The organism is Leisingera sp. McT4-56 (genome assembly GCF_020514995.1).
Lineage (GTDB): Bacteria > Pseudomonadota > Alphaproteobacteria > Rhodobacterales > Rhodobacteraceae > Leisingera > Leisingera aquaemixtae_A.
Map to the genome: position 1 here is coordinate 52,537 of NZ_JAJALF010000009.1, position 24,152 is coordinate 76,688.

Annotated in this window: 23 protein-coding genes; 12 read left to right on the plus strand and 11 right to left on the minus strand. The window is 64.1% G+C overall.

Annotated elements, in window-relative coordinates; translation table 11 throughout:
• Positions 1 to 123: 123 nt before the first annotated feature.
• From LHL23_RS12010 to glmM, 5 genes are all read left to right on the plus strand, one after another.
• A complete protein-coding gene (locus LHL23_RS12010; RefSeq protein WP_222480634.1) occupies positions 124 to 2,700 on the plus strand; it encodes a putative PEP-binding protein in 2,577 nt (858 codons plus the stop codon).
• 172 nt (positions 2,701 to 2,872) lie between these two features.
• The gene (locus tag LHL23_RS12015; protein WP_226430028.1) at positions 2,873 to 3,529 is read left to right on the plus strand and encodes a cell wall hydrolase; all 657 of its coding nucleotides are present in this window, start codon (positions 2,873 to 2,875) and stop codon (positions 3,527 to 3,529) included.
• 129 nt (positions 3,530 to 3,658) lie between these two features.
• Positions 3,659 to 4,579, plus strand: coding sequence for a dihydroneopterin aldolase (locus LHL23_RS12020; RefSeq protein WP_222480635.1), 921 nt, complete (start codon positions 3,659 to 3,661; stop codon positions 4,577 to 4,579).
• Positions 4,576 to 5,571 (plus strand): dihydropteroate synthase, encoded by a 996-nt coding sequence (gene folP, locus LHL23_RS12025; RefSeq protein WP_226430029.1) that lies wholly within the window; start codon positions 4,576 to 4,578, stop codon positions 5,569 to 5,571. The genes LHL23_RS12020 and folP overlap by 4 nt, the downstream gene beginning before the upstream one ends.
• Before the next feature lie 24 nt (positions 5,572 to 5,595).
• The gene (glmM, locus tag LHL23_RS12030) at positions 5,596 to 6,942 is read left to right on the plus strand and encodes a phosphoglucosamine mutase (RefSeq protein WP_222480639.1); all 1,347 of its coding nucleotides are present in this window, start codon (positions 5,596 to 5,598) and stop codon (positions 6,940 to 6,942) included.
• Between the two features lie 15 nt (positions 6,943 to 6,957).
• Here the strand turns inward: glmM and LHL23_RS12035 are convergent, their stop codons facing one another.
• From LHL23_RS12035 to ilvC, 3 genes are all read right to left on the minus strand, one after another.
• On the minus strand, positions 6,958 to 7,863 hold the full coding sequence (locus LHL23_RS12035) for a DMT family transporter (RefSeq protein WP_226430030.1): 906 nt from the start codon (positions 7,861 to 7,863) through the stop codon (positions 6,958 to 6,960).
• Positions 7,864 to 8,040: 177 nt separating this feature from the next.
• Positions 8,041 to 8,949 carry a DMT family transporter gene (locus LHL23_RS12040; protein WP_226430031.1) on the minus strand — a complete coding sequence of 303 codons (909 nt, stop codon included), beginning with the start codon at positions 8,947 to 8,949 and terminating at the stop codon, positions 8,041 to 8,043.
• Between the two features lie 240 nt (positions 8,950 to 9,189).
• Complete coding sequence (gene ilvC / locus LHL23_RS12045; protein WP_019298383.1) at positions 9,190 to 10,212, minus strand: ketol-acid reductoisomerase; 1,023 nt, start codon at positions 10,210 to 10,212, stop codon at positions 9,190 to 9,192.
• 132 nt (positions 10,213 to 10,344) lie between these two features.
• On the opposite strand from ilvC, the gene LHL23_RS12050 reads away from it, so the two are divergent.
• From LHL23_RS12050 to LHL23_RS12070, 5 genes are all read left to right on the plus strand, one after another.
• Entirely contained in the window at positions 10,345 to 10,800 is a 456-nt protein-coding gene (locus tag LHL23_RS12050; RefSeq protein WP_226430032.1) for an Lrp/AsnC family transcriptional regulator, read from the plus strand.
• Positions 10,797 to 11,372 (plus strand): DUF3885 domain-containing protein, encoded by a 576-nt coding sequence (locus LHL23_RS12055; RefSeq protein ID WP_222480648.1) that lies wholly within the window; start codon positions 10,797 to 10,799, stop codon positions 11,370 to 11,372. Before LHL23_RS12050 ends, LHL23_RS12055 begins: the two co-directional genes overlap by 4 nt.
• Entirely contained in the window at positions 11,369 to 11,827 is a 459-nt protein-coding gene (locus tag LHL23_RS12060; protein WP_226430033.1) for an Lrp/AsnC family transcriptional regulator, read from the plus strand. The genes LHL23_RS12055 and LHL23_RS12060 overlap by 4 nt, the downstream gene beginning before the upstream one ends.
• The gene (locus LHL23_RS12065; protein WP_226430034.1) at positions 11,827 to 12,603 is read left to right on the plus strand and encodes a hypothetical protein; all 777 of its coding nucleotides are present in this window, start codon (positions 11,827 to 11,829) and stop codon (positions 12,601 to 12,603) included. Before LHL23_RS12060 ends, LHL23_RS12065 begins: the two co-directional genes overlap by 1 nt.
• A 225-nt stretch (positions 12,604 to 12,828) precedes the next feature.
• Positions 12,829 to 13,953, plus strand: a complete 1,125-nt coding sequence (locus tag LHL23_RS12070) for an aminotransferase class V-fold PLP-dependent enzyme (protein ID WP_226430035.1) — start codon at positions 12,829 to 12,831, stop codon at positions 13,951 to 13,953.
• Here the strand turns inward: LHL23_RS12070 and LHL23_RS12075 are convergent.
• The 4 genes from LHL23_RS12075 to LHL23_RS12090 all read right to left on the minus strand — a co-directional run bounded on the left by LHL23_RS12075 (position 13,950) and on the right by LHL23_RS12090 (position 17,000).
• Positions 13,950 to 14,654, minus strand: a complete 705-nt coding sequence (locus LHL23_RS12075) for a M50 family metallopeptidase (RefSeq protein ID WP_226430036.1) — start codon at positions 14,652 to 14,654, stop codon at positions 13,950 to 13,952. The genes LHL23_RS12070 and LHL23_RS12075 overlap by 4 nt on opposite strands.
• Before the next feature lie 15 nt (positions 14,655 to 14,669).
• On the minus strand, positions 14,670 to 15,866 hold the full coding sequence (locus tag LHL23_RS12080; RefSeq protein ID WP_226430037.1) for a UbiH/UbiF family hydroxylase: 1,197 nt from the start codon (positions 15,864 to 15,866) through the stop codon (positions 14,670 to 14,672).
• Positions 15,867 to 15,944: 78 nt separating this feature from the next.
• Positions 15,945 to 16,193 carry a hypothetical protein gene (locus LHL23_RS12085; protein WP_226430038.1) on the minus strand — a complete coding sequence of 83 codons (249 nt, stop codon included), beginning with the start codon at positions 16,191 to 16,193 and terminating at the stop codon, positions 15,945 to 15,947.
• 162 nt (positions 16,194 to 16,355) lie between these two features.
• On the minus strand, positions 16,356 to 17,000 hold the full coding sequence (locus LHL23_RS12090) for a pyrimidine 5'-nucleotidase (protein WP_226430039.1): 645 nt from the start codon (positions 16,998 to 17,000) through the stop codon (positions 16,356 to 16,358).
• 142 nt (positions 17,001 to 17,142) lie between these two features.
• Here LHL23_RS12090 and LHL23_RS12095 point away from each other — a divergent pair, with 142 nt between their 5' ends.
• Positions 17,143 to 17,787 carry a GntR family transcriptional regulator gene (locus LHL23_RS12095; RefSeq protein WP_222480664.1) on the plus strand — a complete coding sequence of 215 codons (645 nt, stop codon included), beginning with the start codon at positions 17,143 to 17,145 and terminating at the stop codon, positions 17,785 to 17,787.
• On the opposite strand, the gene LHL23_RS12100 is transcribed toward LHL23_RS12095, so the two are convergent.
• Together LHL23_RS12100 and carA are read right to left on the minus strand one after the other, a co-directional pair.
• Entirely contained in the window at positions 17,747 to 19,672 is a 1,926-nt protein-coding gene (locus LHL23_RS12100; RefSeq protein WP_226430040.1) for a glycosyltransferase, read from the minus strand. The genes LHL23_RS12095 and LHL23_RS12100 overlap by 41 nt on opposite strands.
• A 110-nt stretch (positions 19,673 to 19,782) precedes the next feature.
• Complete coding sequence (carA, locus tag LHL23_RS12105; RefSeq protein ID WP_226430106.1) at positions 19,783 to 20,943, minus strand: glutamine-hydrolyzing carbamoyl-phosphate synthase small subunit; 1,161 nt, start codon at positions 20,941 to 20,943, stop codon at positions 19,783 to 19,785.
• A gap of 182 nt (positions 20,944 to 21,125) precedes the next feature.
• Between carA and LHL23_RS12110 the strand changes: the two genes are divergently transcribed.
• Positions 21,126 to 21,599 (plus strand): GatB/YqeY domain-containing protein, encoded by a 474-nt coding sequence (locus LHL23_RS12110; protein ID WP_222480667.1) that lies wholly within the window; start codon positions 21,126 to 21,128, stop codon positions 21,597 to 21,599.
• 108 nt (positions 21,600 to 21,707) lie between these two features.
• Here LHL23_RS12110 and LHL23_RS12115 read toward each other — a convergent pair whose 3' ends face one another.
• Positions 21,708 to 22,190 (minus strand): DUF2244 domain-containing protein, encoded by a 483-nt coding sequence (locus LHL23_RS12115; protein ID WP_222480670.1) that lies wholly within the window; start codon positions 22,188 to 22,190, stop codon positions 21,708 to 21,710.
• A gap of 151 nt (positions 22,191 to 22,341) precedes the next feature.
• Positions 22,342 to 24,015, minus strand: a complete 1,674-nt coding sequence (ctaD, locus tag LHL23_RS12120) for a cytochrome c oxidase subunit I (protein WP_222480672.1) — start codon at positions 24,013 to 24,015, stop codon at positions 22,342 to 22,344.
• Positions 24,016 to 24,152 lie beyond the last annotated feature (137 nt).

The window sequence follows — 24,152 nt, forward strand, 5'->3', positions numbered from 1 at the left end:
CTTTCCGTCAGGGAAGGCCGGTTTTTCTTATCTGCAAGGCGCTCCGCCGCTGCCGTCCTGTTACAAGACTCTTGCGCCATCCCCGCATGTCCTTATGGTGACTTGCAAAGGAGACGCGCTGCAGTGCAGAAAGATTTCGAACAGACCCCGCCGGCCTGCCTCATCACCACCACCGCGCCGGTGGCCACGGCCACCCATGGGGGGCGGGCGAAATGCCTGCAGCGGCTGGTGCGGCTGGACCTGCCGGTGCCGCGCACGGTGGCGCTGTCTTTTGACGCTGTGCACTCCATCGCCGAAGGGCAGATGCCGGACCTGAACGCGGTGCTGGCCGAATTCGACCCGGAGGCGCTCTTGTGCGTGCGCCCGTCCTCGGAGGATCCCGATTGGGGCGGGCCGGGGGCGATCCTGAACATCGGCATGAACGACGCCCGCTATGTCGACCTTTGCGACAGCCTGGGGCGGGAGGCCGCGGCGGCGCTGTATCTGCGGTTCGTGCAGTCCTATGCGGTGCATGTGGCGCGGCTGGACCCGGATGTGTTCGACGATGTCGAGGACGGCGGCCCCGATGCACTGACCGAGATTCTGCACGCCTATGAGGCGGAAACCGACGAGCATTTCCCGCAGGACCCGGGCGAGCAGCTGGCGGCGGTCCTGCGCTCGATGGCGCGGGCCTGGGAAGGCACCTCGGCGCGGCTGCTGCGCCAGGCTAAGGGGGCGCCGGCCGATGCGGGCCTGGGCCTGGTGGTGCAGGAGATGATCCCGGGCGTGGGCCAGGGCGAATGCGGATCGGGCGTGCTGCAGCTGGTGAATTCCTCCACCGGCATGCCGCAGCTGACAGGCCGCTACCTGAGCCAGAGCCAAGGGCGTGATGCGCTGGGGGCCGGGGCCGGGGCGCTGTACCTGGGCAAGGATGCCCGCGGGCTGTCGCTGGAGGAGCTGGCGCCGGAGGCCTTTGCCGATCTGAAATCCCACGCGGCGCTGATGCGCCGGAAGCTGCGCGAGGAAATGCAGCTGGAGTTTGTCGTCGAGAACGGCAGGGTGCATATCCTGGACGGGGTGCGGGTAGTGCGCACGGCGCAGGCTGCGGTGCGGATTGCGGTGGCGCTGGCCGAGGACGGGGTGATCCCCAAGGAAGAAGCGCTGATGCGCGTCGATGCGCATATCCTGAACGAGCTGTTGCACCGCCAGGTGGCGCCGGATGCCAAGCGCGACGTGATCGGCCGCGGCATTGCCGCCAGCCCCGGCGCCGCAACCGGCAAGCTGGTGTTCACTGCGGCCGGCGCGCAGGCCAGCGCGGCCCGCGGCGAGCCGTGCATTCTGGTGCGCCGGGAAACCTCGCCCGAGGACGTGCGCGGCATGCATGCCGCCGCCGGCGTGCTGACCGAAAAGGGCGGTATGACCAGCCATGCGGCGGTGATCGGCCGCGGCCTGGGGCTGCCGTGCATCGTCGGCGCCTCCAACATGAAGTTCCACAGCAAGCGCAAGATGCTGGAGGCCGCCGACGGCCGGGTGTTCAACGCAGGCGACACGATCACCATCGACGGCAGCAGCGGCCAGGTTCTGGCGGGCCAGCCGCAGATGCTGGAAGCGGCTGAGGACGGGGCGCTGCTGACCCTGCTGACCTGGGCGGACGAGGTCCGCGACATCGGCATCCGCGCCAATGCGGATACGCCGGAAGACGCTGAAATGGCGCGGAAATTCAACGCGCAGGGCATCGGGCTTTGCCGCACGGAGCATATGTTCTTTGAACCTGGCCGGTTGACGGTGATGCGGGAGATGATCTTTGCCGAGACGCCCTCGGGCCGGGAGGCGGTGCTGGAGCGTCTGCTGCCGATGCAGCGCGACGATTTCCGCGAGCTGTTCCGGATCATGGAAGGGATGCCGGTCTGCATCCGCCTGTTCGACCCGCCGCTGCATGAATTCCTGCCCGCCACCAGAACCGGCCAGCGCGAGCTGTCGGAGGCCTTGGGCATTCCGGTCAGCGACGTGACCCGCCGGGTTGAGGAAATGGACGAATACAACCCGATGCTGGGCCTGCGCGGGGTACGGCTGGGGGTCACCGTGCCGGAAATCTACGACATGCAGGCGCGGGCGATTTTCGAGGCCACGCTGGAGGCCTCGAAATGGGGCGAGCCGGTGGTGCCGGAGATCATGATCCCGCTGGTGTCGGCCAAGCGCGAGGTGGAACTGGTCAAGGCCCGCATCGATGCGGTTGCGGCTGCCGTGAAATCAGAGCGCGGCGAGGACTTCACCTACCGGCTGGGGGTGATGGTGGAGACCCCGCGCGCGGCGCTGCGGGCGGGAGAGATTTCGCCGCATACGGCTTTCCTCAGCTTCGGCACCAACGACCTGACGCAGATGACCTATGGCCTGTCGCGCGACGATGCCGGGCGGTTCATGTCGGAATATGTGAACCAGGGCGTCTTCCCGGAGGATCCGTTCCATGTTCTGGATACTGACGGGGTCGGCGAGCTGCTGAAACTGGGGGTTCAGCGGGGCCGGGCGGAGAACGGAGACATCACTCTTTCGATCTGCGGCGAGCATGGCGGCAACCCCGAATCGATTGCTTTCTGCCGTGATGCGGGCTTTGATTACGTTTCCTGTTCGCCGTTTCGTGTGCCGGTTGCGCGGTTAGCCGCCGCCCAGCTGGCGATTGGCAGCAAAACTGGGCAAGTTGCGCCAACTTACACTAAATATTAGGAAAATTCAGGGAAACCCTCCGCCGGATGCCGCGATGGCCCAGTGAGTGCGTTAACCATGCTGTCGCAGCTTGGGGCGGCAAGCTGGACGTTTGGGGCCAATTCCATTAAGGGATGCGATCGCATGTGCCCGGGGAAACCGGGCATGGGCTGCTAGGACGGGGGAACCCTGAATGAAATTGTTGACTATGATTGCCGTGATGGCTGCCACCATCACGATGGGTAAGAGTGTTGCTGCCGAAACCGGTTTGGATGCGCTGATCGAGCGTGAGCAGGCCAGTCTCAACGCGGTACCTGCGCGGAAGTTCAGCGGATTTTTCGGATTCCGCTCCAATCCGTTCAAGAGCCGCAAATCCGGCACGCAACAGGTGGAGTACTCAAAAGCCTGGCTGGACGCCCAGCCCAAAGCGACCGGTGGCGAACAGTTCGCCTGCCTGGCCGAGGCGCTGTACTTCGAGGCGCGCGGCGAGACCGTGAAGGGCCAGTTCGCGGTGGCCGAGGTGATCCTGAACCGGGTCGAGAGCGAACAGTTCCCGAATACGCCTTGCGGGGTGATCAACCAGGGGACCGGGCGCAAGTACCAGTGCCAGTTCACCTACACTTGCGACGGCTACGAGGAAGTGATCCGCGAGAAGAAAGCGTATCAGCGGGTGGCCAAGGTGGCGCGTGCCGCGCTGGACGGGCTGAAGTCGGAACTGACCGCAGGCGCGACCTACTATCACACCACCGCAGTGCGCCCGCGCTGGAGCCGGACCTTCACAAACACTACGCGCATCGGTGTGCATCTGTTCTACCGCGACGATCGCTACCAGACCGCGATGAGCAACTGATGGCCTGAAGGCGGCATCAAGGTGCCGCTTTCTGCTACTGGCATGGCGTATGCGGGACTGTTAAGAAGGCGCCGAAAGTCTATTGTTAGGTCCCGTTACCCGACACAGCCAGCCAAAGGCCCGTTTCCCATGCCCTCAGAAATCCGCCTTGCCTTTGCGCACCCGTCAGAGCGTTCCATGGCCACAGCCGCACCGGGCCCGCTGGACCGTATTTCCCTGCGCGACCATACCGTAGAGGTGGAGATCGGCGCCTTTCAGGCGGAGCGCGGCACAACCCAGCGCATCTGTTTCAATGTGGTGGTCGAAGTGGCGCCGCTGCCCAAGGATCTGGATGACGACGTCGACCGGATCCTGTCCTACGACAAGGTGACCGAGGCCATCGCCCATGAACTGGCGGCGGAGCGGCTGAACCTGCTGGAGACACTGGCGGAGCGCGTTGCCGAGCGGATCCTGCTGGAGCACCAGGCCGTGCGCGCCTTTGTGCGGATCGAGAAACTGGACCGCGGCCCTGGCGCGCTTGGCGTCGAGGTGGTGCGCTCCAAGGATCAGATATCCCATCTGGCGGAAGAGCAGGACCGGCCGCATCCCCGGCTGATGTATCTGTCCAACGATGCCATCGACAGCGCCAACCTGACCGGTTGGATCGACCAGATGGAATGCCGCAAGCGGCCGCTGATCCTGTGCGTCGGAACCCATCCGCTGGCGGTGCCCACGACGGGCCATAAATGGACCCAGCGCCGGATCGATCTGTTGGCAATCGAACAGAACGCCTGGCGCCTTGCGGCCAAGGATGACCGCTGCGTGGTGGTCTCGACTCGCACCGAACTGGACTGGGCGATGAAGAACGGCCAGATCTGCGTCTGGGCGCCTTCCAAGATCGTGCTGGATGCTGTGGACGGGCCGTCGGCGCCGCCCTCGAACTCGGTTGCGCTGGCCGCCTGGTTCGCGGCAACCTTCCAGGCGGGGGAGATGATTGTGCTTGGCGGGGATTTGCCTGATAATCCCGGCGTCCCCCTGCGGGGCGTCAGCGTGGAGCAAGCACAACTGTGATTTATTACCGGCCGTTGGTTCAGCATGGAGAGGCCCGCCCTGAAGGCGCGCTCCCGCTGGCAGGCAGCGCCCTTTGGTTCACCGAGGTTGAAATTCTCAGCCGCGATGCGCCGCCGCGGATTGCGCCTGCGGGGCTGGTGCCTGAGCTGGAACGCCGCCGGCTGAGCGCGCGCCGCGCCTCGATCGCCGGGCTGGACATGACACAACCGCAGATCATGGGCATCCTGAATGTGACCCCGGACAGTTTCTCGGACGGGGGGCGGCATGCTGGTGTCGAGGCTGGCAAGGCCGCAGCGCTGCAGATGGCGGCAGATGGTGCCACCATCATCGACGTGGGGGGCGAATCCACCCGCCCCGGCGCCGAAGAAGTTGACGAAGCTGAAGAAATCGACCGCACCGCGCCGGTGATCGAGGCGATCCGAACCGAAAGCCCGGTGCCGATTTCGATCGATACCCGCAAGGCCAATGTGGGGATGGAGGCGCTGGAAGCCGGAGCGAACTTGCTGAACGATGTTTCCGGCTTCACCTTTGACCCGGCGCTGGCGCCGCTGGCGGCGCAGGCCAGCGTGCCGGTCTGCATCATGCATGCCCAGGGCGACCCGGCGACCATGCAGGCCGATCCCAAATACGCAAACGTGCTGCTGGACGTTTATGATTTCCTGAGCGATCAGATCGACCGGCTGGAAGCCATCGGCGTGGTGCGGGAGCAGATCGTCATTGATCCGGGCATCGGTTTCGGCAAGACGCAGGAGCACAACCTGACGCTCTTGCGCAATCTCAGCCTGTTCCACGGGCTCGGCTGCCCTATCTTGCTGGGAGTGTCCCGCAAGGGGTTCATCGGCAAGATCGGCGGGGAGCCGCGCGCCGATGCCCGCGCGCCGGGTTCGATTGCGGTGGGGCTTGCAGCCCTGGCGCAAGGCGTGCAATTCCTGCGGGTGCATGACGTGGCTGAGACGGTTCAGGCCCTGCGTCTTTGGCAGGCCGTCCGTTAAGGCCCTATTGGCAGGAAAAGCATAATGCGGAAACTCTTTGGTACCGATGGCGTGCGCGGCACCGCCAATATTCACCCCATGACCGCCGAAATGGCGCTGCGCATCGGCGCTGCCGTCGGATGCTATTTCCGGCGTGACGGAACCGGGGTGCACCGGGTGGTGATCGGCAAAGACACCCGGCTGTCGGGCTACATGTTCGAAAACGCGCTGACGGCGGGCCTCACTTCGACGGGCATGAACGTGCTGCTGCTTGGCCCGGTGCCGACTCCGGCGGTCGGGCTGATGACCCGTTCGATGCGGGCGGATCTCGGTGTGATGATCTCTGCCAGCCACAACCCCTCCGAGGACAATGGCATCAAATTCTTTGGCCCGGACGGTTTCAAACTGTCGGACGGGGCCGAAATGGAGATTGAGGCGCTTGTCGAGGCCGGTGTCGAGTCGGCGCAGGCCGCCAACATCGGCCGAGCAAAGCGGATCGACGACGCCCGCTTCCGCTATGGCGAGCGGGTCAAGAGCTCGCTGCCGCGCAATTTGGGCCTCAATGGCCTGAAAGTGGTGATCGACTGCGCCAATGGCGCGGCGCACCGGACCGCGCCCGAGGTGCTTTGGGAGCTGGGCGCCGAGGTGATCCCGGTGGGGGTGGCGCCGGACGGGCTGAACATCAACCGCGGCTGCGGGTCGACCCATCCGCAGACGGCAGCCGAAGCGGTTGTGGCGCATGGTGCCCATGTGGGGATCTGCCTGGATGGCGACGCCGACCGGGTGATCCTGATCGACGAGACCGGCACAGTGGCCGATGGCGACCAACTGATGGCCTTGCTGGCCAGCCGCTGGGCGGAGGAGGGCCTCCTGACCGGCGGCGCGCTTGTCGCGACGGTGATGTCGAACCTCGGACTGGAACGTTTTCTGGAAAGCAAGGGCCTGGGTCTGGAGCGCACTGCCGTCGGCGACCGCTATGTGGTGGAGCGGATGCGCGAAGGCGGGTTCAACCTGGGCGGCGAGCAGTCGGGCCACATTGTGATGAGTGATTACGCCACCACCGGCGACGGGCTGATGGCGGGGCTGCACTTCCTGGCTGCAATGGTGCAGTCCGGCACAAAGGCGTCTGAGCTGGCTCATCAGTTCGCGACCGTGCCGCAGCGGCTGCGCAATGTGCGGTTCCAGGCAGGCCAGGCGCCGCTGGAGAGCGACCGGGTGCAAGAAGCGATTGCCGCGGCTGAGAAGATGCTGGACGGCCAGGGGCGGCTGTTGATCCGCAAGTCCGGCACCGAACCGCTGGTGCGGGTGATGGCGGAAAGCGAGGATGCAGGGCTGATGACACTGGCGGTCGACAGCGTGGTGGCCGCGGTCGAGGCGGCCGTCGCGGAGTGACGGGGGAGGGGGCGCTCAGCCCCCTTTGCGGAACAGGCGGCTGAGCCTGCCGAACTGGCTGAGACCAAGACCGCCCAGAATCATTGCCATTGCGAGAAGCATCGAGGGCGGCAGCTCCTCGCCCAGGAAAACAGCGCCCAAGACCACAGCCCAGACCGGCACCTGATAATTGGTGAGGGTCATGAACGTGGGGCCTGCTTCGCGCACCACGATGACTCGCAGCAGGTTGGCGGCGGCTGTCGGGATCAGGCCGAGGATGGCGGCAATCAGCAGCGTTTTTGTGTCGGGCATCGCCGGCGGGCCTTCGGTTGCCCAGGCGGCCGGGAAGATGATGAAGCAGCCAATCACCAGCAGGACGGCGGCCAGCCCCACGGGGTCCACTGGCGGCAGGCGGCGGGTCAGGATGGAGCTGACCGAGTAGCAGGCCGCGGCAGACAGGCAGGCGGCGCGGCCATAAGCCTCCAGCTCTGCGCCGCTTGTCTCAAACGCCTTGCCGCCGATCAGCAGCGCGACACCGGCAAAGCCGATGCAGAAGCCGGTGAGGCGGCGCAGGGTCATCTGCTCTCCCGGCACAAAGACATGCGCCAGGGGCAGCACCATCAGCGGGATTGCCGCCATGCTGACGCCGGTAAAGCCGGAGGAGACATGCTGCTGGCCCCAGGAGATCAACATGAAAGGCAGGGCGGTGCTGAGGATGCCGATAAGGATCAGCGAGGGCCAGTTTGTCTCAGCCTTGAACAGCTTGAACCCGCGCCAGCCCCAGACCGCGCACAGGAGCAGCGCGGCAAAGCCGATCCGCCCGGCGGCCAGCCAGAACGGGGTGATGCCATTGAGCGCCAGCTTGATCAGCAGAAAGGTCGCGCCCCAGACAAAGCCCAGGGTGGCAATCATCAGCCAGTAGCGCGGTGCGATATCGGGCATAGGTCCCTCGTGCCGGTTCACCGCGCGACAAGACCCCGCCGGGCGGGCGGGGTCAATGGCAATTGCTTTGTTATGGAACGAAGCGATTATCAACTGTCCATCGCCCGGCGTTTCCGCCCGGGGACGGGCACTGCCCTCGGTGAACACGGGGCGGATGAAGGGAGTTTGCGGTTCGGTTCACACCACGCGCGGGCGGCGGCTGCGGCTGAGCAGGAGGCCGCCGAGGATCAGCGCCAGTGCGGCAAACAGCTGCGGCGGCAGGGTTTCCCTTAAAAGGGCCGCGCCGAAGATCACCGACCAGACCGGCACCTGGTAGTTCACGGTGGACAGGAATGCCGGGCCTGCGCTGCGGGCAACCTGCACCAGAAGCACCTGGGCGAGGGCTGTCGGCAGCAGGCCGAGGTAGATAACGGCGCCCAGCGGCAAAGCGGCGGGCAGGTCCGGCACGCCCTCAGCCCAGAGCGCTGCCGGGGTCATCATGGCGGCACCGCAGAGGAGAGCGGCGGCAGAGAGCGACAGCATGTTCACCTGCGGGCAGAGCCGGGTGATGATCGAGCCGATGGCGTAGCACAGAGAGGCGCCGAGGCAGGCGAGGCGGGCGAGGGATTCAAAATCCGTTCCGGCGGAGCGGAAAGCGTCGAGGCCGATCAGCACCACGACACCTGCAAAGCCGATCAAGAAGCTGATGGTGCGGCGCAGGGTCATGTGCTCGCCCGGCACCAGCAGATGCGCCAGCGGCAGCACGAACAGCGGCACCACCGCCATGCAGACCCCGGCAAAGCCGCTGGCCACATAGGTCTGCCCCCAGCTGAGCAGAGTGAAGGGCAGCGCGTTGGTGAAAAACCCCATGCCGATGGCGCAGGCCCAGATGATACGGCCTTCGCGCGTTCGCAGCGAAGGCAGACCGATGCCCATCGCATAGACCACGCCCAGAAGGCAAAGTGCGCCGATGGAGATCCGCAGCGCGGCTATGGTCATCGGCGGAAAGCCCCTGAGTGCCAGCGACACCGCCATGAAGGAGGCGCCCCAGATCACACCGAGGAACAGGAGCTTGGCCCAATTGGCGGCGCCGGGAGTGTCGCTCATCACAATACCTCAAAACTGGCAGCGAATTCAGTGTGCTGAAGACCTGCGCTGGTGCCGTCAATCGGGGAGGGCGGCGCCTGACCCTGGGTGGGTGCGAAGCGCCCTCCCGTGGGGAGGGTCGGGCGCGGCCCGGCCTATTGGCCGGGCGGCAGGGTGGTAAAATGACTTTCAGAAGAAAAAGGGCGCCCCAAATCGGAGCGCCCTGCAGAGGTAAGGTCAGCGGAAAATTCCGCGGGCGCCTTAGTTCTTCTCTTTGTCGACCATCTTGCCGGCCGAGATCCACGGCATCATGCCGCGCAGCTTGGCGCCGGTTTCTTCGATCAGGTGCTCGTCGTTGGCACGGCGGGAGGCCTTCAGGGTCGGCTGGCCAACCTGGTTTTCCAGCATGAAGTCGCGGACGAATTTGCCCTGCTGGATGTCTTCCAGAACCGCTTTCATGCGGGCCTTGGTTTCGTCGTACTTCAGGATGCGCGGGCCGGTGACGTACTGGCCGTACTCGGCGGTGTTGGAGATCGAGTAGTCCATGTTGGCGATGCCGCCTTCATAGATCAGGTCAACGATCAGCTTCACTTCGTGCAGGCACTCGAAGTAGGCCATTTCCGGGGCGTAGCCGGCTTCGACCAGGGTCTCGAAACCGCAGCGGATCAGCTCAACCAGGCCGCCGCAGAGAACTGCCTGCTCGCCGAACAGGTCGGTTTCGCATTCTTCGCGGAAGTTGGTTTCGATGATCCCGGAGCGGCCGCCGCCGATGGCGGAGCAGTAGGACAGGCCGGTTTCCAGCGCCTTGCCGGTGGCGTCGGTGTGAACCGCGACCAGGCAGGGCACGCCGCCGCCTTTGGTGTATTCGCCGCGCACGGTGTGGCCCGGGCCCTTGGGCGCCATCATGATGACGTCGACGCCTTCTTTAGGCTCGATCAGGCCGAAGTGCACGTTCAGGCCGTGGGCGAATGCGATGGCTGCGCCCGGACGGATGTTGTCGTGGACGTATTTCTTGTAGGTCTCAGCCTGCAGTTCGTCGGGCATGGTGAACATGATCACGTCGCACCAGGCGGCCGCTTCTGCGATGCCCATGACCTGCAGGCCTTCGCCTTCGGCTTTCTTGGCCGAGGGGGAGCCTTCGCGCAGGGCGACGACAAGGTTCTTGGCGCCGGAGTCGCGCAGGTTCAGCGCGTGGGCGTGGCCCTGGGAGCCATAGCCCAGGATGGCCACTTTCTTGTCCTTGATCAGGTTCACATCGCAATCGCGGTCGTAATAAACGCGCATGATCCACGTCCTTTCGTTTGGTGTTTGAAGGCATCATAGGCATGTGGGCGGGGAAGGCGATTGCTGTTGCGCATGAATTCCGCAGTTTCTTTGTAGTAGTCATTCGTAAATTTGGCTGATAGTGAATAAATCATGCTTGATGATCTCGACAGGCGCATTCTGCGCTACATGCAAAGCGACCCGGAGCAATCGATTCCGGATCTGGCCGAACGGCTGGGCCTCACTGCCTCGCGCCTGTCGCGGCGGCTGGAGAAACTTCGTGAGGCGCGCGTGATCCTAGCGCAGCGGGCGGTGATCGACTGGCGCGCCCTGGGGTATGAGGTGGAGGTGTCGCTGCGGGTGACGCTCGACAAGACCAATCCGCGCGCCTTTGACGAATTCATCGAGGCCGCCCGCGGCATTGCCGAGGTGATCGAGATCCAGACCTTTTTGGGGCAGGTGGATGTGCGGCTTTCGGTGATTGCGCGGGACATGCCGCACTACCAGCAGATCTACCGCGCGGCCATTTTGAACCTGCCGCATATCACCGATATCGAAGCGCTGATGCATGTGGCGCGGATCAAGTCGGACGAGGTGCTGCCGGTATGATTGGAGAAAGTTTCCGCGACGATTGGAAAATGATCTATCCGGACGTCCCTCCGCTCGGCCATATGCTTCGCGCCTTTCGCTTGGAAATGTGGACAAGGTTTCACGCGCTTCCTGAGTCCAAGCGCTATGCCGAGACGCAAGCCGAAGGCCAGACCATCCTGGATCGAGCAAATGCAATTGCCGGGTTTCTGTTTGAGCCGGGGCAGGAAGTTTGGTTGGCGAATTGCGACATACATTATGAGGATGAGCCAAGGCGCACCTCGAAAGCCCTACCGGGAATAGCCTCCCCATTGCGTTTTGAGTTCTCCAGCGATGAAAGCGTGTATTTCGAAGAGCAAACAAGAGTCGAAGTATTCGCTGCTAAAACAGTATGGAAGCCTGGCCGATTTGATGAGCTTCTGAGCGAAATTGCAGAAGACAGGGAAAGGGCGGTTTGGTTCGACCCCGTTTCCGGGCGCGTATTTGCGCCCTACGATGGCGGCTTTGACATTGTTTTAGAAGACAGCCGTTTGGTGCCTGAAGTCGAAGCAGAGTTTAGGCAATGGATGTCGGCATCGGACAGTAAGTTATGAGCGCGCTGGACGAACTGGACTTTGCCATCCTGCGGGCGCTGTCGGAGGATGCCACCCTGTCAGCGGGGGCGCTGGGGCGGCAGCTAGGCCTTAGCCAGCCTGCCACCTGGCGGCGGATCAAGCGGCTGCAGGAGACAGGCATCATCGCGGGCCGCAGGCTGGAACTGGACAAGGAAAAGCTGGGGTTTGGCGTCACTGTCTTTCTGGGGGTGAAGCTGGCCACCAAGGGGCGGGTGTCCTTGGAGGATTTCGAGCGCGCGGTTTCCGCCATTCCCGAGGTGCAAACGGTGGAGCATGTGCTGGGCATGTATGACTACCGCCTGCGGGTGACGGCGCGGGACATTTCCGACTTTGAGCGCGTCTTGCGCCGCCGGGTGATGACCCTACCGGGGGTGGGGAATGTTGAGGCCAATGTGCTCTTGAGCGAGGAGCGGCGGCCGGGGCCGCTGGGGTGATGGGGAGACCGGACCTGCATGGCAAGAACGGAAAGCCGGTGAAGGCAAAGCTTCCGGAGGATCATGAGTTCGCGGAGCTGATTGCGGAGGCCTACAGGGTTTTTACAGCGCCCAAGCCTGCGGAGACAGGCGTCTGCAAAGGCTGCTGCATGGAACCGGCCATCGAGGCGGATTTCCTTGTGCCGGATATTGAGGGTCTGCCACTTCACTACCTGCATGACTGGTATTTTGCAGCTGTTTCCGATGCCTTCGATCAGAACATCTGGCGGTATCTCCTGCCGCGCGTTTTGGAGGTGCTCACTAGCGGAGAGGAGCTGGCCTATGTCGGGCTTGAGGTCAGCCTGAGCCGTTTTCCAACCGGAGATGCCGCGCGCTGGAAGGCAGAGGAGTGGGCGGTGCTCGACCGGTTTCAACGGATGTATCTGGACCGGGTTGTCCGGCAGGGCGAGGACTGCCTGGATGATGTGCTGTGCATGTTTGGGATCGCCGGATGGCAGCTAGAGGATTTGTTTGAGCAGGTGCTGGACGTTCCGGCAGATACGCTTGCGGAGATGCTGTGGCGGGACTGGTGCATCGGGCGCGGGTCGATCTGGATCACCGCTTTCTGGGACAACGGCGGCAATTCTGAAGTCTTTGCCTTTTACACTTCGCCGGAGCTTTACAAGCGCATGGCGGATCTGGCCTTGGATGGCCAAACCCCGCCAGAGATCGCTGAAAAGGCGCTGGCGGTGGCCGGGGTGATCGAGCAGGCGGTCGCCTGGGACGCTGGGAACTGATGCCTGGGCGGCCGGTGGTAGGGTCGCAGCAGGGTGTTTGTTGCCGATCCGAAACCCGCTTGGCGCAAATCCGGGTGTTTTCTGTCGTGCTTGGGCTGTCTTTTCCCCTCCGTTCCGCCAGTATCACCCTTCGGAGAACGGCGGCGGCACTGTATGCCAAGGTAGGCTTTGCCAAAGCCTGCGGCACCGGCTAGCCGTTTTATGAGGAATACAAGGGAGGCCCAGATGGCACTGCTCGACACCGTGGACCCGCAGGGTCTGGATGAATTCTCGGTGGTTTTCACCGACCGCTCGCTCAATCACATGTCCAAGGCCTTTCAGCAGGTGATGCTGGACATCAACGCGATGCTGAAAGAGGTCTATAACGCCGAAGCGGTGGCGCTGGTGCCCGGCGGCGGGACCTATGCGATGGAGGCGGTGGCGCGCCAGTATGCCCGCGGGGCAAATGCGCTGGTGGTGCGCAACGGCTGGTTCTCCTACCGCTGGAGCCAGATCTTTGAGGCGGGCGGCTTCACCGCGTCCTCCAACGTGATGAAGGCGCGCCGCACCGGCAATGAATCGGCGTCGCCGTTTGAGCCCGCGCCGATTGCGGATGTGGTGGCTGCGATCAAGGAGCAGAAGCCGGACATCGTCTTTGCCCCGCATGTGGAAACCGCTGCCGGTGTGATCTTGCCGGATGATTATGTGACCGCCATGGCCGCAGCCGCGCATGAGGTCGGCGCGCTGATGGTTCTGGACTGCATCGCTTCCGGCTGCGCCTGGGTTGATATGAAGGCGACCGGCGTCGACGTGCTGATTTCCGCCCCGCAAAAGGGCTGGAGCGCCTCGCCCTCGGCTGGTCTGGTGATGTTCTCAGAGCGTGCGCTGGCGCGGCTGGAAGAGACAACTTCGGACAGCTTTGCCATCAACCTGAAGCAGTGGCGCACCATCATGAAGGCCTATGAGGACGGCGGTCATGCCTATCACGCCACCATGCCCACCGATGCGCTGAAGGCTTTCCGCGACACCATGCTGGAGACCAAGGAATACGGCTTCGACCGCCTGCGCGATGCGCAATGGGCGCTGGGCAACGGCGTGCGGGCAATGCTGAAGGAGAAGGGCATCACTTCGGTTGCTGCTGACGGTTTCGGCGCGCCGGGCGTGGTGGTGAGCTATACCAGCGATCCGGACGTGCAGAACGGCAAGAAGTTCCTGGCGCTTGGCACGCAGATCGCGGCCGGCGTGCCGCTGCAGTGCGACGAGCCTGCGGATTTCCGCACCTTCCGCCTGGGCCTGTTCGGCCTCGATAAGCTTTATGACGTGGACGCCACCATCGCGCGGCTGAAAGCGGTCGCGGACCAGGTGCTTTAACGCAAAATCCGGATTGGGCTGCGCAGGGGGATATTGCTTGTGCGGCCCAGCCCGTGGCGCAGGGTGAGCCAGATCACCCCGAGGCTGATTGCCAGCCATATCCCGCCCCACAGCATGGTCGCGCCGCCGAATTCCTCGGCCATCATCCGCGCATCGGAGCGCAGGTAAGAACGCGCAATGGTGTCGTCCCAGATGTCTATGGGCGCATAGATTATGCTGCTGACCCCAATCATCCGCAGGATCATGTCGTTGATATTGAGGCTGAGGTAGCGGGACGCGGCGAGCATCAACGCGCCGGTGGCAAGGGTGAAGCCAAGCGCGAAGAGGTCGCGGACATAGAAGGCGGCAACGGCCAGGGTGAGAACGCCAAAGATGGCAAGAACCCTGCGGTCCCAGTCGGTGCGCAGGGCAATCACGAACAGGGCGGACCCGATCAGCAGCGAGCCGGTGTAGCCTGCCGTGAGCGTCAGGAACCGGCTGCCGCCGCGCGAGACCACCATGCCGCCCTCATAGGGGTCGACGGTGAGGCTGACCACATCGCCGCCGGTCAGCAAGGTCATGGCAGCATGGGATAACTCATGCAGGAACACGGTCAGGATCCGCAAGGGCAGCAGCGCCGGGGTCTGCCAGAGGGCGGCAATCAGCAGGGTCAGGCAGAGGAGCTGCCAGTGGCCTTTGAGGAAGCGTCCGGCAGCCCGCATGTTATTTCACGCCCATCATTTGACACCCAATCCCATCTGCATCAGCGTCTTGCGCACCGGCGCCAGGGAATACAGCGCATTGAGGCCGAAGGCGCGCAGGTCGCGCAGCGGGCGCGGCGCCAGCATGGAAGTGCGATTGAGCAGGTCGATTCCCTTCACACGCAGCAAAATCTCATTATGGCGGGCCTTGTGATAGGCGGTCAGCATCTGGGCATCACCCAGGCCTTCGGGGCGGGCTTCGGCCAGTTCCAGCAGGCTGCGCAGATCGCCCAAGGACATGTTAAGGCCTTGCGCGCCGATCGGCGGCACCACATGGGCGGCTTCGGCCATCAGCGCCAGCCGCTCGCCGTTCAGCCGCTCCGCCGACTGGCTGATGATCGGCCAGATGGTGCGGCGCGAGGCCAGTTTCAGATCCCCGAACAATCCGCAGCTGCGCTCGGTCATCGCGGCCTCAAAGGCTTCGGGCTCCAGGTTCAGCAGTTCCTGCGCCTTGGGGCCACGCTCCATCCAGACAATCGCGGAGGACGGCTGGCCCTGGTAGTCGGGCAGCGGCACCAGCGTGAACGGCCCGCCGGAGCGGTGGATTTCGGTGGAGACGTTGTCATGCGGCACCGGGTGGGTGACGGCAAAGGCCAGCGCCTTTTGCCCGTAGCGGGTGGTTTTCACCGGAATGCCCGCGGCCTCCCGCATCGGGGAATTGCGGCCGTCGCAGGCCACTACCAGTTTTGCTGTCACCTGGGTGCCGTCGCTGAGGGAGACGCGCGCCTCATCGGTGCGTGTGAACAGGCCAGTGGTGCCGGTGCCAAAGCGCAGGTCGACGTTCGGGAGTTCCGCCAGCCGGGCAATCATCTCGCGCCTGAGCAGCCAATTGGGCAGGTTCCATCCGAACGGCTGATCGGAGATGTCTGCGGCGTTGAAGTCCTTGACCACCCGCGGTTCGGGCCGGGCGCCGCCCGCATCGACAATGCGCATGATCTGCAAGGGGGCGGCGTGGTCCGCCAGCCGCGCCCAGATCCCGCAGCGCTCCAGCAGCGCCTGGGCCGGCTGCAGAAAAGCGGTGGTGCGCAGGTCGGAGCCTTCGGCGTCGCGTTCGGTGATCGGCGGGGCGGGGTCGGCGCAGATCACGCTGAAGCCGCTGGACGCAAACGCGGCGGCTGCGGTCAGTCCCGCAATGCCGCCGCCGGAAATCAGGATGTCGCAGGTCTCGGCCATAGTCTCAGCCCTCCGTTGTTGCCCTGAAATAGGCCCTGACGGAGGGGGAAGACAAGCGGCAACCTGCTGCGCGGGGAATTAGCCGCGGGTGATGGAGAGCAGAACCAGGAACATCACCGGCACCATGCACAGCGCCGGGATGTAGAGCCCCGGAATGCCGAACAGCATGATCGAGCAGCCCCACAGGCTGACGAAGGTGGCGAGAGCGTAGTAAATGTTTTCCTCGGGGCCGTAGACGACCTCCTTGATCATCCGCCCCAGGATCGGCAGGGCAAACAGGATTCGCTGCCACAGGGTCAGGCGGGCGGGAAGGGCATATGCGCTCATAGGTCGGGCTCCTTAAGATCGTTTCGCGGCGCATATAAGGAGGAAAAGATGCGGCAAACAGGTATATTTTGCCGCAGTTGCAAAGAATTGCCGGAATGCCGTTGTACACAGTCTGTTATGCGGCAAAGGGCGCTCGATTGCGCCTTTCGCAGCGGGAGGAAATCAGTTCAAAGCGGCCAGAAAACCCGCCAGATCATCGGAATGATGATGGATATGCGCGGCGCTGACCGGCTCCGGCGCCACATGCACAGTGCGCATGCCCATCTCATGCGGGGCCGTCAGGTTTCGCGCGTCATCCTCGAACATCGCAGCCTGCTGCGGCACCACACCCGCGCGGGCAAACACGCGGTCAAAGGCGCGGCGTTCCGGCTTGGGGTGGTAGTCCGCGTGTTCGACGCCGTAGACCGCGTCAAACAGCCCTGACAGCCCGCGGGCGGCCAGAACCCGTTCTGCATAGGGGGCGGAGCCATTGGTATAGACAATCTTCTTGCCCGGCAGGTTGCGGATGGCAGCTGCCAGCGGCGCGTCCTCCTCCAAATGGTCCATCGAGATGTCGTGCACCGCCACCAGATAGGGTTCCGGGTCCAGGTCATGCTCGCGCATCAGACCGGCCAGGGTGGTGCCATGCTCGCGCCAGTAATGGCTGCGCAGGCGGTCGGCCTCTGCCTTGTCCACCTTGAGCGCGTCCATGACATAGGCCGTCATCTTGACCTCGATCTGGTCGAACAACCGCGCGGACGGATGATAGAGGGTGTTGTCCAGGTCGAACACCCATTGGCAGACGTGGGAAAAGGCTTGTTTGGGCATGGTGCCGAAGTAGGGGGCCCAAGCGGCATTTGCAATGAAAAGCGCATTTTGCCTGCGGGTTTTCAGCGCGTTGGCGCCATCAGGGTTGATTGCTGGGGGATGCGCTGTAGAGATTGTCGGATCAAAACAGACAGGGACGACCATGAGCCAGAGCCGCAGCAACCAGAAAGATGCCTATGCGCTGATCCTCGAGGCGATCGACTCCGGGATCTACAAGCCGGGCGACCGGCTGGTGGAAAGCGATCTGGCGGAACGCTTTGGCGTCTCGCGCACCCCGATCCGCGAGGCGCTGCAGCGGCTGGAGACGCAATCGCTGCTGGAACGCGACGGGCGGTCGCTGATCGTGGCCTCGCTGGATCACAACCAGATGGCGGAGCTGTATGTGGTGCGGCGCGAGCTGGAAGGGCTGGCGGCGCAGCTGGCGGCGCGCCATGCCACCGAGGAAGAGATCAAGGTGCTGAAGGAGATGGTGGAGTCCGACGACAAACTGGTCGGTGATCCGGCAGCATTGTCCAAGGCCAACCGCCGGTTCCATGAGCAGATCCATCTGGCCTCGCACAACCGTTATCTGGTGCAGCAGCTTGACCTGGTGCACCGCACCATGGCGCTGATGGCGACCACCTCGCTGGCGGCTGAGGGGCGCAGCGAGATTGCCCAGTCGGAGCACAAGGGCATTGTCGACGCCATCAGCCGCCGCGACGAGGCGGCGGCGGGCGCAGCGCTGAAGGAGCACATCTCGATTGCCTTCATGACCCGGCTGAAGCAGGACGCCAGCGGGCGGGGATAACCCGCCAGCGGCGGCGCTTGGCGGCGGGTTTGATGCCATGCGCCGTCTTGTCCCAGAAGAAAGGGCAGGCAAGCAGCTCATAAGCCGCCTTGGCCACGGCTATGGCCCCCATCGGGAAGTAGAGGATCATGGCGGGCGCCCAGACTGCCAGCCAGGGCCGTCCCATGGCGCGGGCCGCGGTCGCGCTGATGACAAGGCCGAGCAGTTCGAAGAACACCAGTGCCGCCGCCGCCAGGGTCAGCAGCGGAGACGGCACAATCCCCGCGCTGGGATGCGCAAGGCCCAGGGTGAACAGCCAGAACGACCACAGCACCGGGGCAAACAGGAATTGCCCGATGGTGCCCAGAAAGAATGCCTGAAAACCCAGGAAGCGCTTCCAGCCCAGCTCTGCCCGCAGCCGCAGCGGCTGCCGCATGTGCACCAGATAGGTGACCATGAAGCCCTTGAGCCAGCGCGAGCGCTGCTTGATCCAGGGCCAGGGGCGCCAGTTCGCCTCCTCATAGGTGGTGCTGGGCAGCATTTGCGTGCGGTAGCCCGCGCGGTAGAGCCTGACGCCCAGATCGGCGTCTTCAGTGACGTTGTGGGCATCCCAGCCGCCCAGTTCCTCCAGCACCTCGCGGCGGATAAACATGGTGGTGCCGCCCAGGGGCACCACCAGGCCAAGCCGTGCGATCCCGTTCAGGACAATGCGGAACCAGCTTGCATATTCCAGCGTGAAGCAGCGGGAAATCCAGTTGGTGCCCGGGTTGTAATAGTCGAGCACCCCCTGAAAACACGCCGTGCGCGCGTCTGCCCCGGCAAAGGCTTGCGCTGCCTGATCCAGCTGGTCCGCCTGCGGAGCGTCCTCGGCGTCCCAGACGCCGATGATGCTGCCGCGGCAAAAGTTCAGTGCGTAGTTCATCGCCCGCGGTTTTGTGGTCAGCCCGCCAAAGGCCGGAGCTTCAATCACCCGGACCCAGGGCGGCAGGCGGGTCTTGGCAAGGGCGGCACGGGTGACGCTGTCATGCTCCTCCAGCACCAGCAGCACATCGGTGAGCGCCCGGGGATAGCTGAGCTTGCGGATGCGGGTGAGCAGCGCGCGGCTGATCTCAGCCTCCTTGTAAAGCGGCACCAGCACCGAAATGACCGGCCGCTCGCGCGGGTTTGCCTGGCCGGGCGGCGGCGCTTGGCGGCCCTGGCGGGCGCGGCCGGTCCAATAGGCGGCGAGGCCGCAGAGTTTCAGAGCGGAGAACAGCAGCACCGAGAGCAGTGCCATCAGGCTGAGGGTGGTGAACACCGCCGCGGGGGCTGTCCAGAACAAGTACAGAGCAGGCAGCGAACATGCGCTGAGCAGGGCGCGGCCCCGGGCGGGCTGCAGTGTGCGGCAACTGTGCTGCGGAGCAACGCTGCAGCTGGCCTGGCGCGCCAGGGCGGAGCGGAAATGAGTGGCCAGCAGGGCGGTAATTTGCGCCTCGCTGGCCAGAACCGGGGTCACGTGCTCGAAGCAGCCCTGCAGTTCGCGCTGCAGCGCCTCGAACCGGTCGGGATGGGCAATGGCGATGGTGACGGTCTGGCCCAGCTGCATCCAGGGGGCTGCGCAATGGCGCAGCCAGAACCGGGCGGGTTTGCGCGCGAGCAGCCGGGCGCTGGGCGTTTGTCCGGACAGATCGGCCCTGGGCATCCGGTACTGCCGGGACAGGGTGTCCTGCACTTGGTCTTCGCTGACCAGCCCTTCGGCCACCAGCACCCGCCCCAGCGCCGCCTTCTGATGCTGGCGCAGCACCAGCGCCTTCATCATGCTGCGGCCGTCCGCTGGCGGCGGCCCTGCCGCGGGCTGGCCGCGGCGCGGCGGTGCTCCGTTCTGCGGCGGCCGGAACTGCCGCAGCGGCTGTGACACTATACCCATCGTACGCCTGCAACACTGAAACCAGAGGCGCTCAGGCTGGCGGCGGGGATTTAAGAATTGGTAAACGCGGCATTAACCATGCCGCCGGGCGGCATGGTTAACCGGATATTTTACGCAGATTTGCGCTCGGCCATTGCTTCGGCAAAACGTTCGAACAGGTAGTAGCTGTCCTGCGGGCCGGGGCTGGCCTCGGGGTGGTGCTGCACCGAATAGACCGGGCGGCCGGAAATGCGGATGCCGCAGTTGGAGCCGTCAAACAGCGACACATGGGTCTCTTCCACACCTTCCGGCAGGGTTTGCGCATCCACCGCAAAACCGTGGTTCATCGAGGTGATCTCCACCTTGCCGGTGGAATGCTCCTTGACCGGGTGGTTGGCGCCGTGGTGGCCGTGGTTCATCTTGACGGTCTTGGCGCCCAGCGCCAGCGCCAGCATCTGGTGGCCCAGGCAGATGCCGAACACCGGCAGGTCGGCCTTCAGCACTTGCTGGATCATCGGCACCGCGTATTCGCCGGTGGCAGCCGGGTCGCCGGGGCCGTTGGACAGGAACACGCCGTCGGGATTGTGCGCCAGCACTTCCTCGGCGGTGGCGGTGGCGGGCAGCACGGTGACGTCGCAGCCGGCAGAGGCGAGGCAGCGCAGGATGTTGCGCTTGGCGCCGTAATCAACGGCCACAACCTTGTGCTTGGGCGCTTCCTGGCGGGCATAGCCGTCGGGCCAGGCCCAGCGCATCTCGTCCCAGCGGAAGCTTTGCGCGCAGGTGACGTCCTTGGCCAGGTCCAGGCCGACCAGGCCGGACCAGCCGCGCGCCTTGGCGACCAGCGCCTCGACGTCGAAGTTGCCTTCGGGGTCGTGGGCAAGCGCCACATGCGGCGCGCCCTGCTGACGGATCGCGCGGGTCAGGCGGCGGGTGTCGACACCGCCGATGGCGATGCGGCCCGTGCGGGTGAGCCAGTCCTTCAGCTCTTCTGTCGCGCGCCAGTTGGATGCCAGGGTCGGGTCCCATTTCACCACCATCCCGGCCGCAACCGGATCGCCGGTTTCGTCATCTTCCGGGGTGACGCCGGTGTTGCCGATATGCGGGAAGGTGAAAGTCACGATCTGGCCGGCATAGGAGGGGTCGGTCATGATTTCCTGGTAGCCGGTCATCGCGGTATTGAAGCAGAGCTCGGCCACGGTTTCGCCGGTGGCGCCGAAGCCGGTGCCGTAAAAGACGGTGCCATCAGCGAGCGCCAGGCATGCGGTGGGCTTGGTCGGGGCGGAAGCGGCCATTGCGCGAGTCTCCATGCGGGTGAAATTCATGGGCTTGTAAGGGGGGCGCGGCAGCGGGTCAAGCCTGCAAGGGGCGGGCAGGCTGACGCGGGGTCCGGAATTGAAAGTTTACTGTAAACTTGCACAGAAGCACCAGAATGGATAACCATCGGTGTCCGGCAACCATGGGGATGCTTTTGAATATGGATACGCGCACACGGGTCAATCAGGCCCTGAAGCAGGCGATGAAAGACAAGGCCGCCGACCGGCTGGCCACGCTGCGGCTGATCAATGCTGCCATCAAGGACCGCGAGATCGCTGCCCGCGCCGATGGCGAGGAAACCAGCATCGGCGACGGCGAAATCCTTGCCATCCTGGGCAAGATGACCAAGCAGCGCAAAGAAAGCGCCCGCGCCTACGAGGAAGGCGGGCGGCTGGATCTGGCGGAGCGGGAACTGGGCGAAATCAGTGTCATCGAAGAATTTCTGCCGCAGCAGCTGAGCGACGAGGAAGCCGCTGATGCTGTGAAGGCCGCGGTGGCTGAAACCGGCGCCGAATCGATTCGCGACATGGGCAAGGTGATGGCCGCGCTGAAGGCGAAGTACACCGGCCAGATGGATTTCGGCAAAGCCGGCCCGATGGTCAAGGATCAGCTCTGCAGCAAGGGCGACTGCTGATCTGCAGCAGCCGGGCTGATACCGCGCTGGCGCGCGGTGCCTGCGGCGCGGGTATTTGGCCAAGGAAGAAGTGGAGAGGCCCGCATTGCGGGCCTTTTTCATGTTTGCTCAGCTAGACAAAGCGGATTTCAGATCGCCGTAGAGCGCTACCCGTTCCTCTTCCGACAGAAAGGCGCCGATCTCCACCTCGCGGCCGCCGCCCTGCAAGGTGACGTAATGGGGCACCGGGCCGTCATGGTCGTGCATCTCGACCCGGGCCCAGTAACGGTTGCAGTGCCAGCTTTGCCGCCTGCCATCAGGGTTGATCCGCTCCAGGTGGGCGTCGTCCCGGCTGATGGTCAGAACCTCCAGGATCTGGTGATCGCGGCGGCTGCGGTCCAACGCCCATTTCATGCCGAACAGTGCCAGCAGCAGGAAAGGCAGCAGCCCCCACAAGAGGACCGAGCCCAGCACCGGGATCAGCGGCACGCAGATCAGCACGGCAGTGAGGCCCAGGAACCGGACATAGCCCCGCGGCGGCAGCGATTGATGCGGCCAGAGGTGCAGCTCGCGCTCGGCGCCGGCGTGCGGTCGGGTCCAGTTGTAGGGCATCTGCGGGTGCCTGCTGACGTGAAGGATTCTCTATTAAACATGTGCCGGAAAGGCAGAATTTCCACTGCGGTTTTGTACCGCAGCGCGGGCCCATGAAAAAGGCCCCGGAGCATCAGCGCCGGGGCCTTTTGTATTTCGGGGTTTCAGCCGCTTAGTGCGAATGCGAGCGGTCCCATTCCTCCTGCTTGGGCAGGATTTCGAAGGTATGCTCCGGCGGCGGGGAGGGCAGGGTCCACTCCAGGGTGTCCGCGTATTCGTTCCAGTAGTTGTTCTGGGTGACGCGGGCGCCGCGCAGCAGCGAGTAGATCACCACGCCGAAGAACAGGATGAACGAAGCGAAGGACAGGAACGCGCCATAGGACGAGATCTTGTTCCAGTAGGCGAACCCTTCCGGGTAGTCGATGTACCGGCGCGGCATGCCCTGACGGCCCAGGAAGTGCTGCGGGAAGAAGGTCAGGTTGGCGCCGATGAAGAACAGCCAGAAGTGGATCTGGGCGCCCAGCTCGTTGTACTGGCGGCCGGTCATCTTGCCGAAGTAGAAGTAGATGCCTGCAAAGATCGCGAACACCGCACCCAGCGACATCACGTAGTGGAAGTGTGCCACAACGTAGTAGGTGTCGTGATAGGCGCGGTCGACGGAAGCCTGCGACAGCACCACACCGGTCACACCGCCGACGGTGAACAGGAACAGGAAGCCGAAGGCGAACATCATCGGTGCCTTGAACTCGATGGAGCCGCCCCACATGGTGGCGATCCAGGAGAACACCTTCACGCCGGTCGGAACCGCGATCACCATGGTGGCCAGCATGAAGTAGGCCTGCTGGTTCAGCGACATGCCGACGGTGTACATGTGGTGCGCCCACACGACAAAGCCGAGGACGCCGATCGCGATGATCGCCCAGACCATCGGCAGGTAGCCGAACACCGGCTTGCGCGCGAAGGTGGCGATGACGTGGGAGATAATGCCGAAGCCCGGCAGGATCACGATGTACACTTCCGGGTGGCCGAAGAACCACAGGATGTGCTGGTACAGGATCGGGTCGCCGCCGCCTGCCGCGTCAAAGAAGGTGAAGCCGAAGTTGCGGTCCATCAGCAGCATGGTGATGGCGCCGGCCAGAACCGGCAAGCTCAGCAGGATCAGCCAGGAGGTGACGAAGATCGACCAGGAGAACAGCGGCACCTTGAACAGGGTCATGCCCGGGGCGCGCATGTTCAGGAAGGTGGTGATCATGTTGATCGCGCCCAGGATCGAGGAGGCGCCGGAGACGTGCACGGCGAAGATCGCCAGGTCCATCGAGTAGCCGCCTTCGTTCACGGACAGCGGCGGGTACAGAACCCAGCCCACGCCGGAGCCCAGCTGGTCATTGCCGCCCGGGGAGACAACCGAGAGAACCGCCAGCGAGGTGCCTGCGACATACATCCAGAACGACAGGTTGTTCATCCGAGGGAACGCCATGTCCGGCGCGCCGATCTGCAGCGGCATGAAGTAGTTGCCGAAACCGCCGAACAGCGCCGGAATCACCACGAAGAACATCATCAGGATGCCGTGGGCGGTGATCATCACGTTCCAGAGGTGGCCGTTCGGAGTACATTCCGCAGAGGCGTCTGCGAACATGCGCGCACCCTCCAGGCACATGTACTGAACGCCGGGATCCATCAGCTCAAGCCGCATGTAGACGGTGAAGATGACAGAGATGAGACCTGCGATCGCCGAGACGATCAGGTAGAGAATGCCGATATCCTTATGGTTCGTGCTCATGAACCAGCGGGTGAAAAAGCTCCGCTCGTCCTCGTGGCCGTGACCATGAATGGCTGCGTCTGCCATTTAAGGTGCCTCCTGTTGCATAACGAAAGGCCCCCGGAGACGGACTCCGGGCGGCCTGGATTCCTTGCGAGTTTTAGTGTGGCCCGCCGGGGCCTTCAATGGCGGAGTTTGATCTGGATCAAGATTTATTGCCGCAG

What these genes read in the sequence shown, in the direction of transcription:
- LHL23_RS12100 (WP_226430040.1), bottom strand. Translation starts at nt 19,672, where the DNA reads ATGGGTATAGTGTCACAGCCGCTGCGGCAGTTCCGGCCGCCGCAGAAC.
- LHL23_RS12055 (WP_222480648.1), top strand. Translation starts at nt 10,797, where the DNA reads ATGATTGGAGAAAGTTTCCGCGACGATTGGAAAATGATCTATCCGGAC.
- ctaD (WP_222480672.1), bottom strand. Translation starts at nt 24,015, where the DNA reads ATGGCAGACGCAGCCATTCATGGTCACGGCCACGAGGACGAGCGGAGC.
- LHL23_RS12040 (WP_226430031.1), bottom strand. Translation starts at nt 8,949, where the DNA reads ATGAGCGACACTCCCGGCGCCGCCAATTGGGCCAAGCTCCTGTTCCTC.
- LHL23_RS12020 (WP_222480635.1), top strand. Translation starts at nt 3,659, where the DNA reads ATGCCCTCAGAAATCCGCCTTGCCTTTGCGCACCCGTCAGAGCGTTCC.
- glmM (WP_222480639.1), top strand. Translation starts at nt 5,596, where the DNA reads ATGCGGAAACTCTTTGGTACCGATGGCGTGCGCGGCACCGCCAATATT.
- LHL23_RS12035 (WP_226430030.1), bottom strand. Translation starts at nt 7,863, where the DNA reads ATGCCCGATATCGCACCGCGCTACTGGCTGATGATTGCCACCCTGGGC.
- LHL23_RS12060 (WP_226430033.1), top strand. Translation starts at nt 11,369, where the DNA reads ATGAGCGCGCTGGACGAACTGGACTTTGCCATCCTGCGGGCGCTGTCG.
- LHL23_RS12115 (WP_222480670.1), bottom strand. Translation starts at nt 22,190, where the DNA reads ATGCCCTACAACTGGACCCGACCGCACGCCGGCGCCGAGCGCGAGCTG.
- LHL23_RS12050 (WP_226430032.1), top strand. Translation starts at nt 10,345, where the DNA reads ATGCTTGATGATCTCGACAGGCGCATTCTGCGCTACATGCAAAGCGAC.
- LHL23_RS12110 (WP_222480667.1), top strand. Translation starts at nt 21,126, where the DNA reads ATGGATACGCGCACACGGGTCAATCAGGCCCTGAAGCAGGCGATGAAA.
- LHL23_RS12085 (WP_226430038.1), bottom strand. Translation starts at nt 16,193, where the DNA reads ATGAGCGCATATGCCCTTCCCGCCCGCCTGACCCTGTGGCAGCGAATC.
- LHL23_RS12070 (WP_226430035.1), top strand. Translation starts at nt 12,829, where the DNA reads ATGGCACTGCTCGACACCGTGGACCCGCAGGGTCTGGATGAATTCTCG.
- LHL23_RS12080 (WP_226430037.1), bottom strand. Translation starts at nt 15,866, where the DNA reads ATGGCCGAGACCTGCGACATCCTGATTTCCGGCGGCGGCATTGCGGGA.
- LHL23_RS12065 (WP_226430034.1), top strand. Translation starts at nt 11,827, where the DNA reads ATGGGGAGACCGGACCTGCATGGCAAGAACGGAAAGCCGGTGAAGGCA.
- LHL23_RS12015 (WP_226430028.1), top strand. Translation starts at nt 2,873, where the DNA reads ATGAAATTGTTGACTATGATTGCCGTGATGGCTGCCACCATCACGATG.
- LHL23_RS12075 (WP_226430036.1), bottom strand. Translation starts at nt 14,654, where the DNA reads ATGCGGGCTGCCGGACGCTTCCTCAAAGGCCACTGGCAGCTCCTCTGC.
- ilvC (WP_019298383.1), bottom strand. Translation starts at nt 10,212, where the DNA reads ATGCGCGTTTATTACGACCGCGATTGCGATGTGAACCTGATCAAGGAC.
- carA (WP_226430106.1), bottom strand. Translation starts at nt 20,943, where the DNA reads ATGGCCGCTTCCGCCCCGACCAAGCCCACCGCATGCCTGGCGCTCGCT.
- LHL23_RS12095 (WP_222480664.1), top strand. Translation starts at nt 17,143, where the DNA reads ATGAGCCAGAGCCGCAGCAACCAGAAAGATGCCTATGCGCTGATCCTC.
- LHL23_RS12090 (WP_226430039.1), bottom strand. Translation starts at nt 17,000, where the DNA reads ATGCCCAAACAAGCCTTTTCCCACGTCTGCCAATGGGTGTTCGACCTG.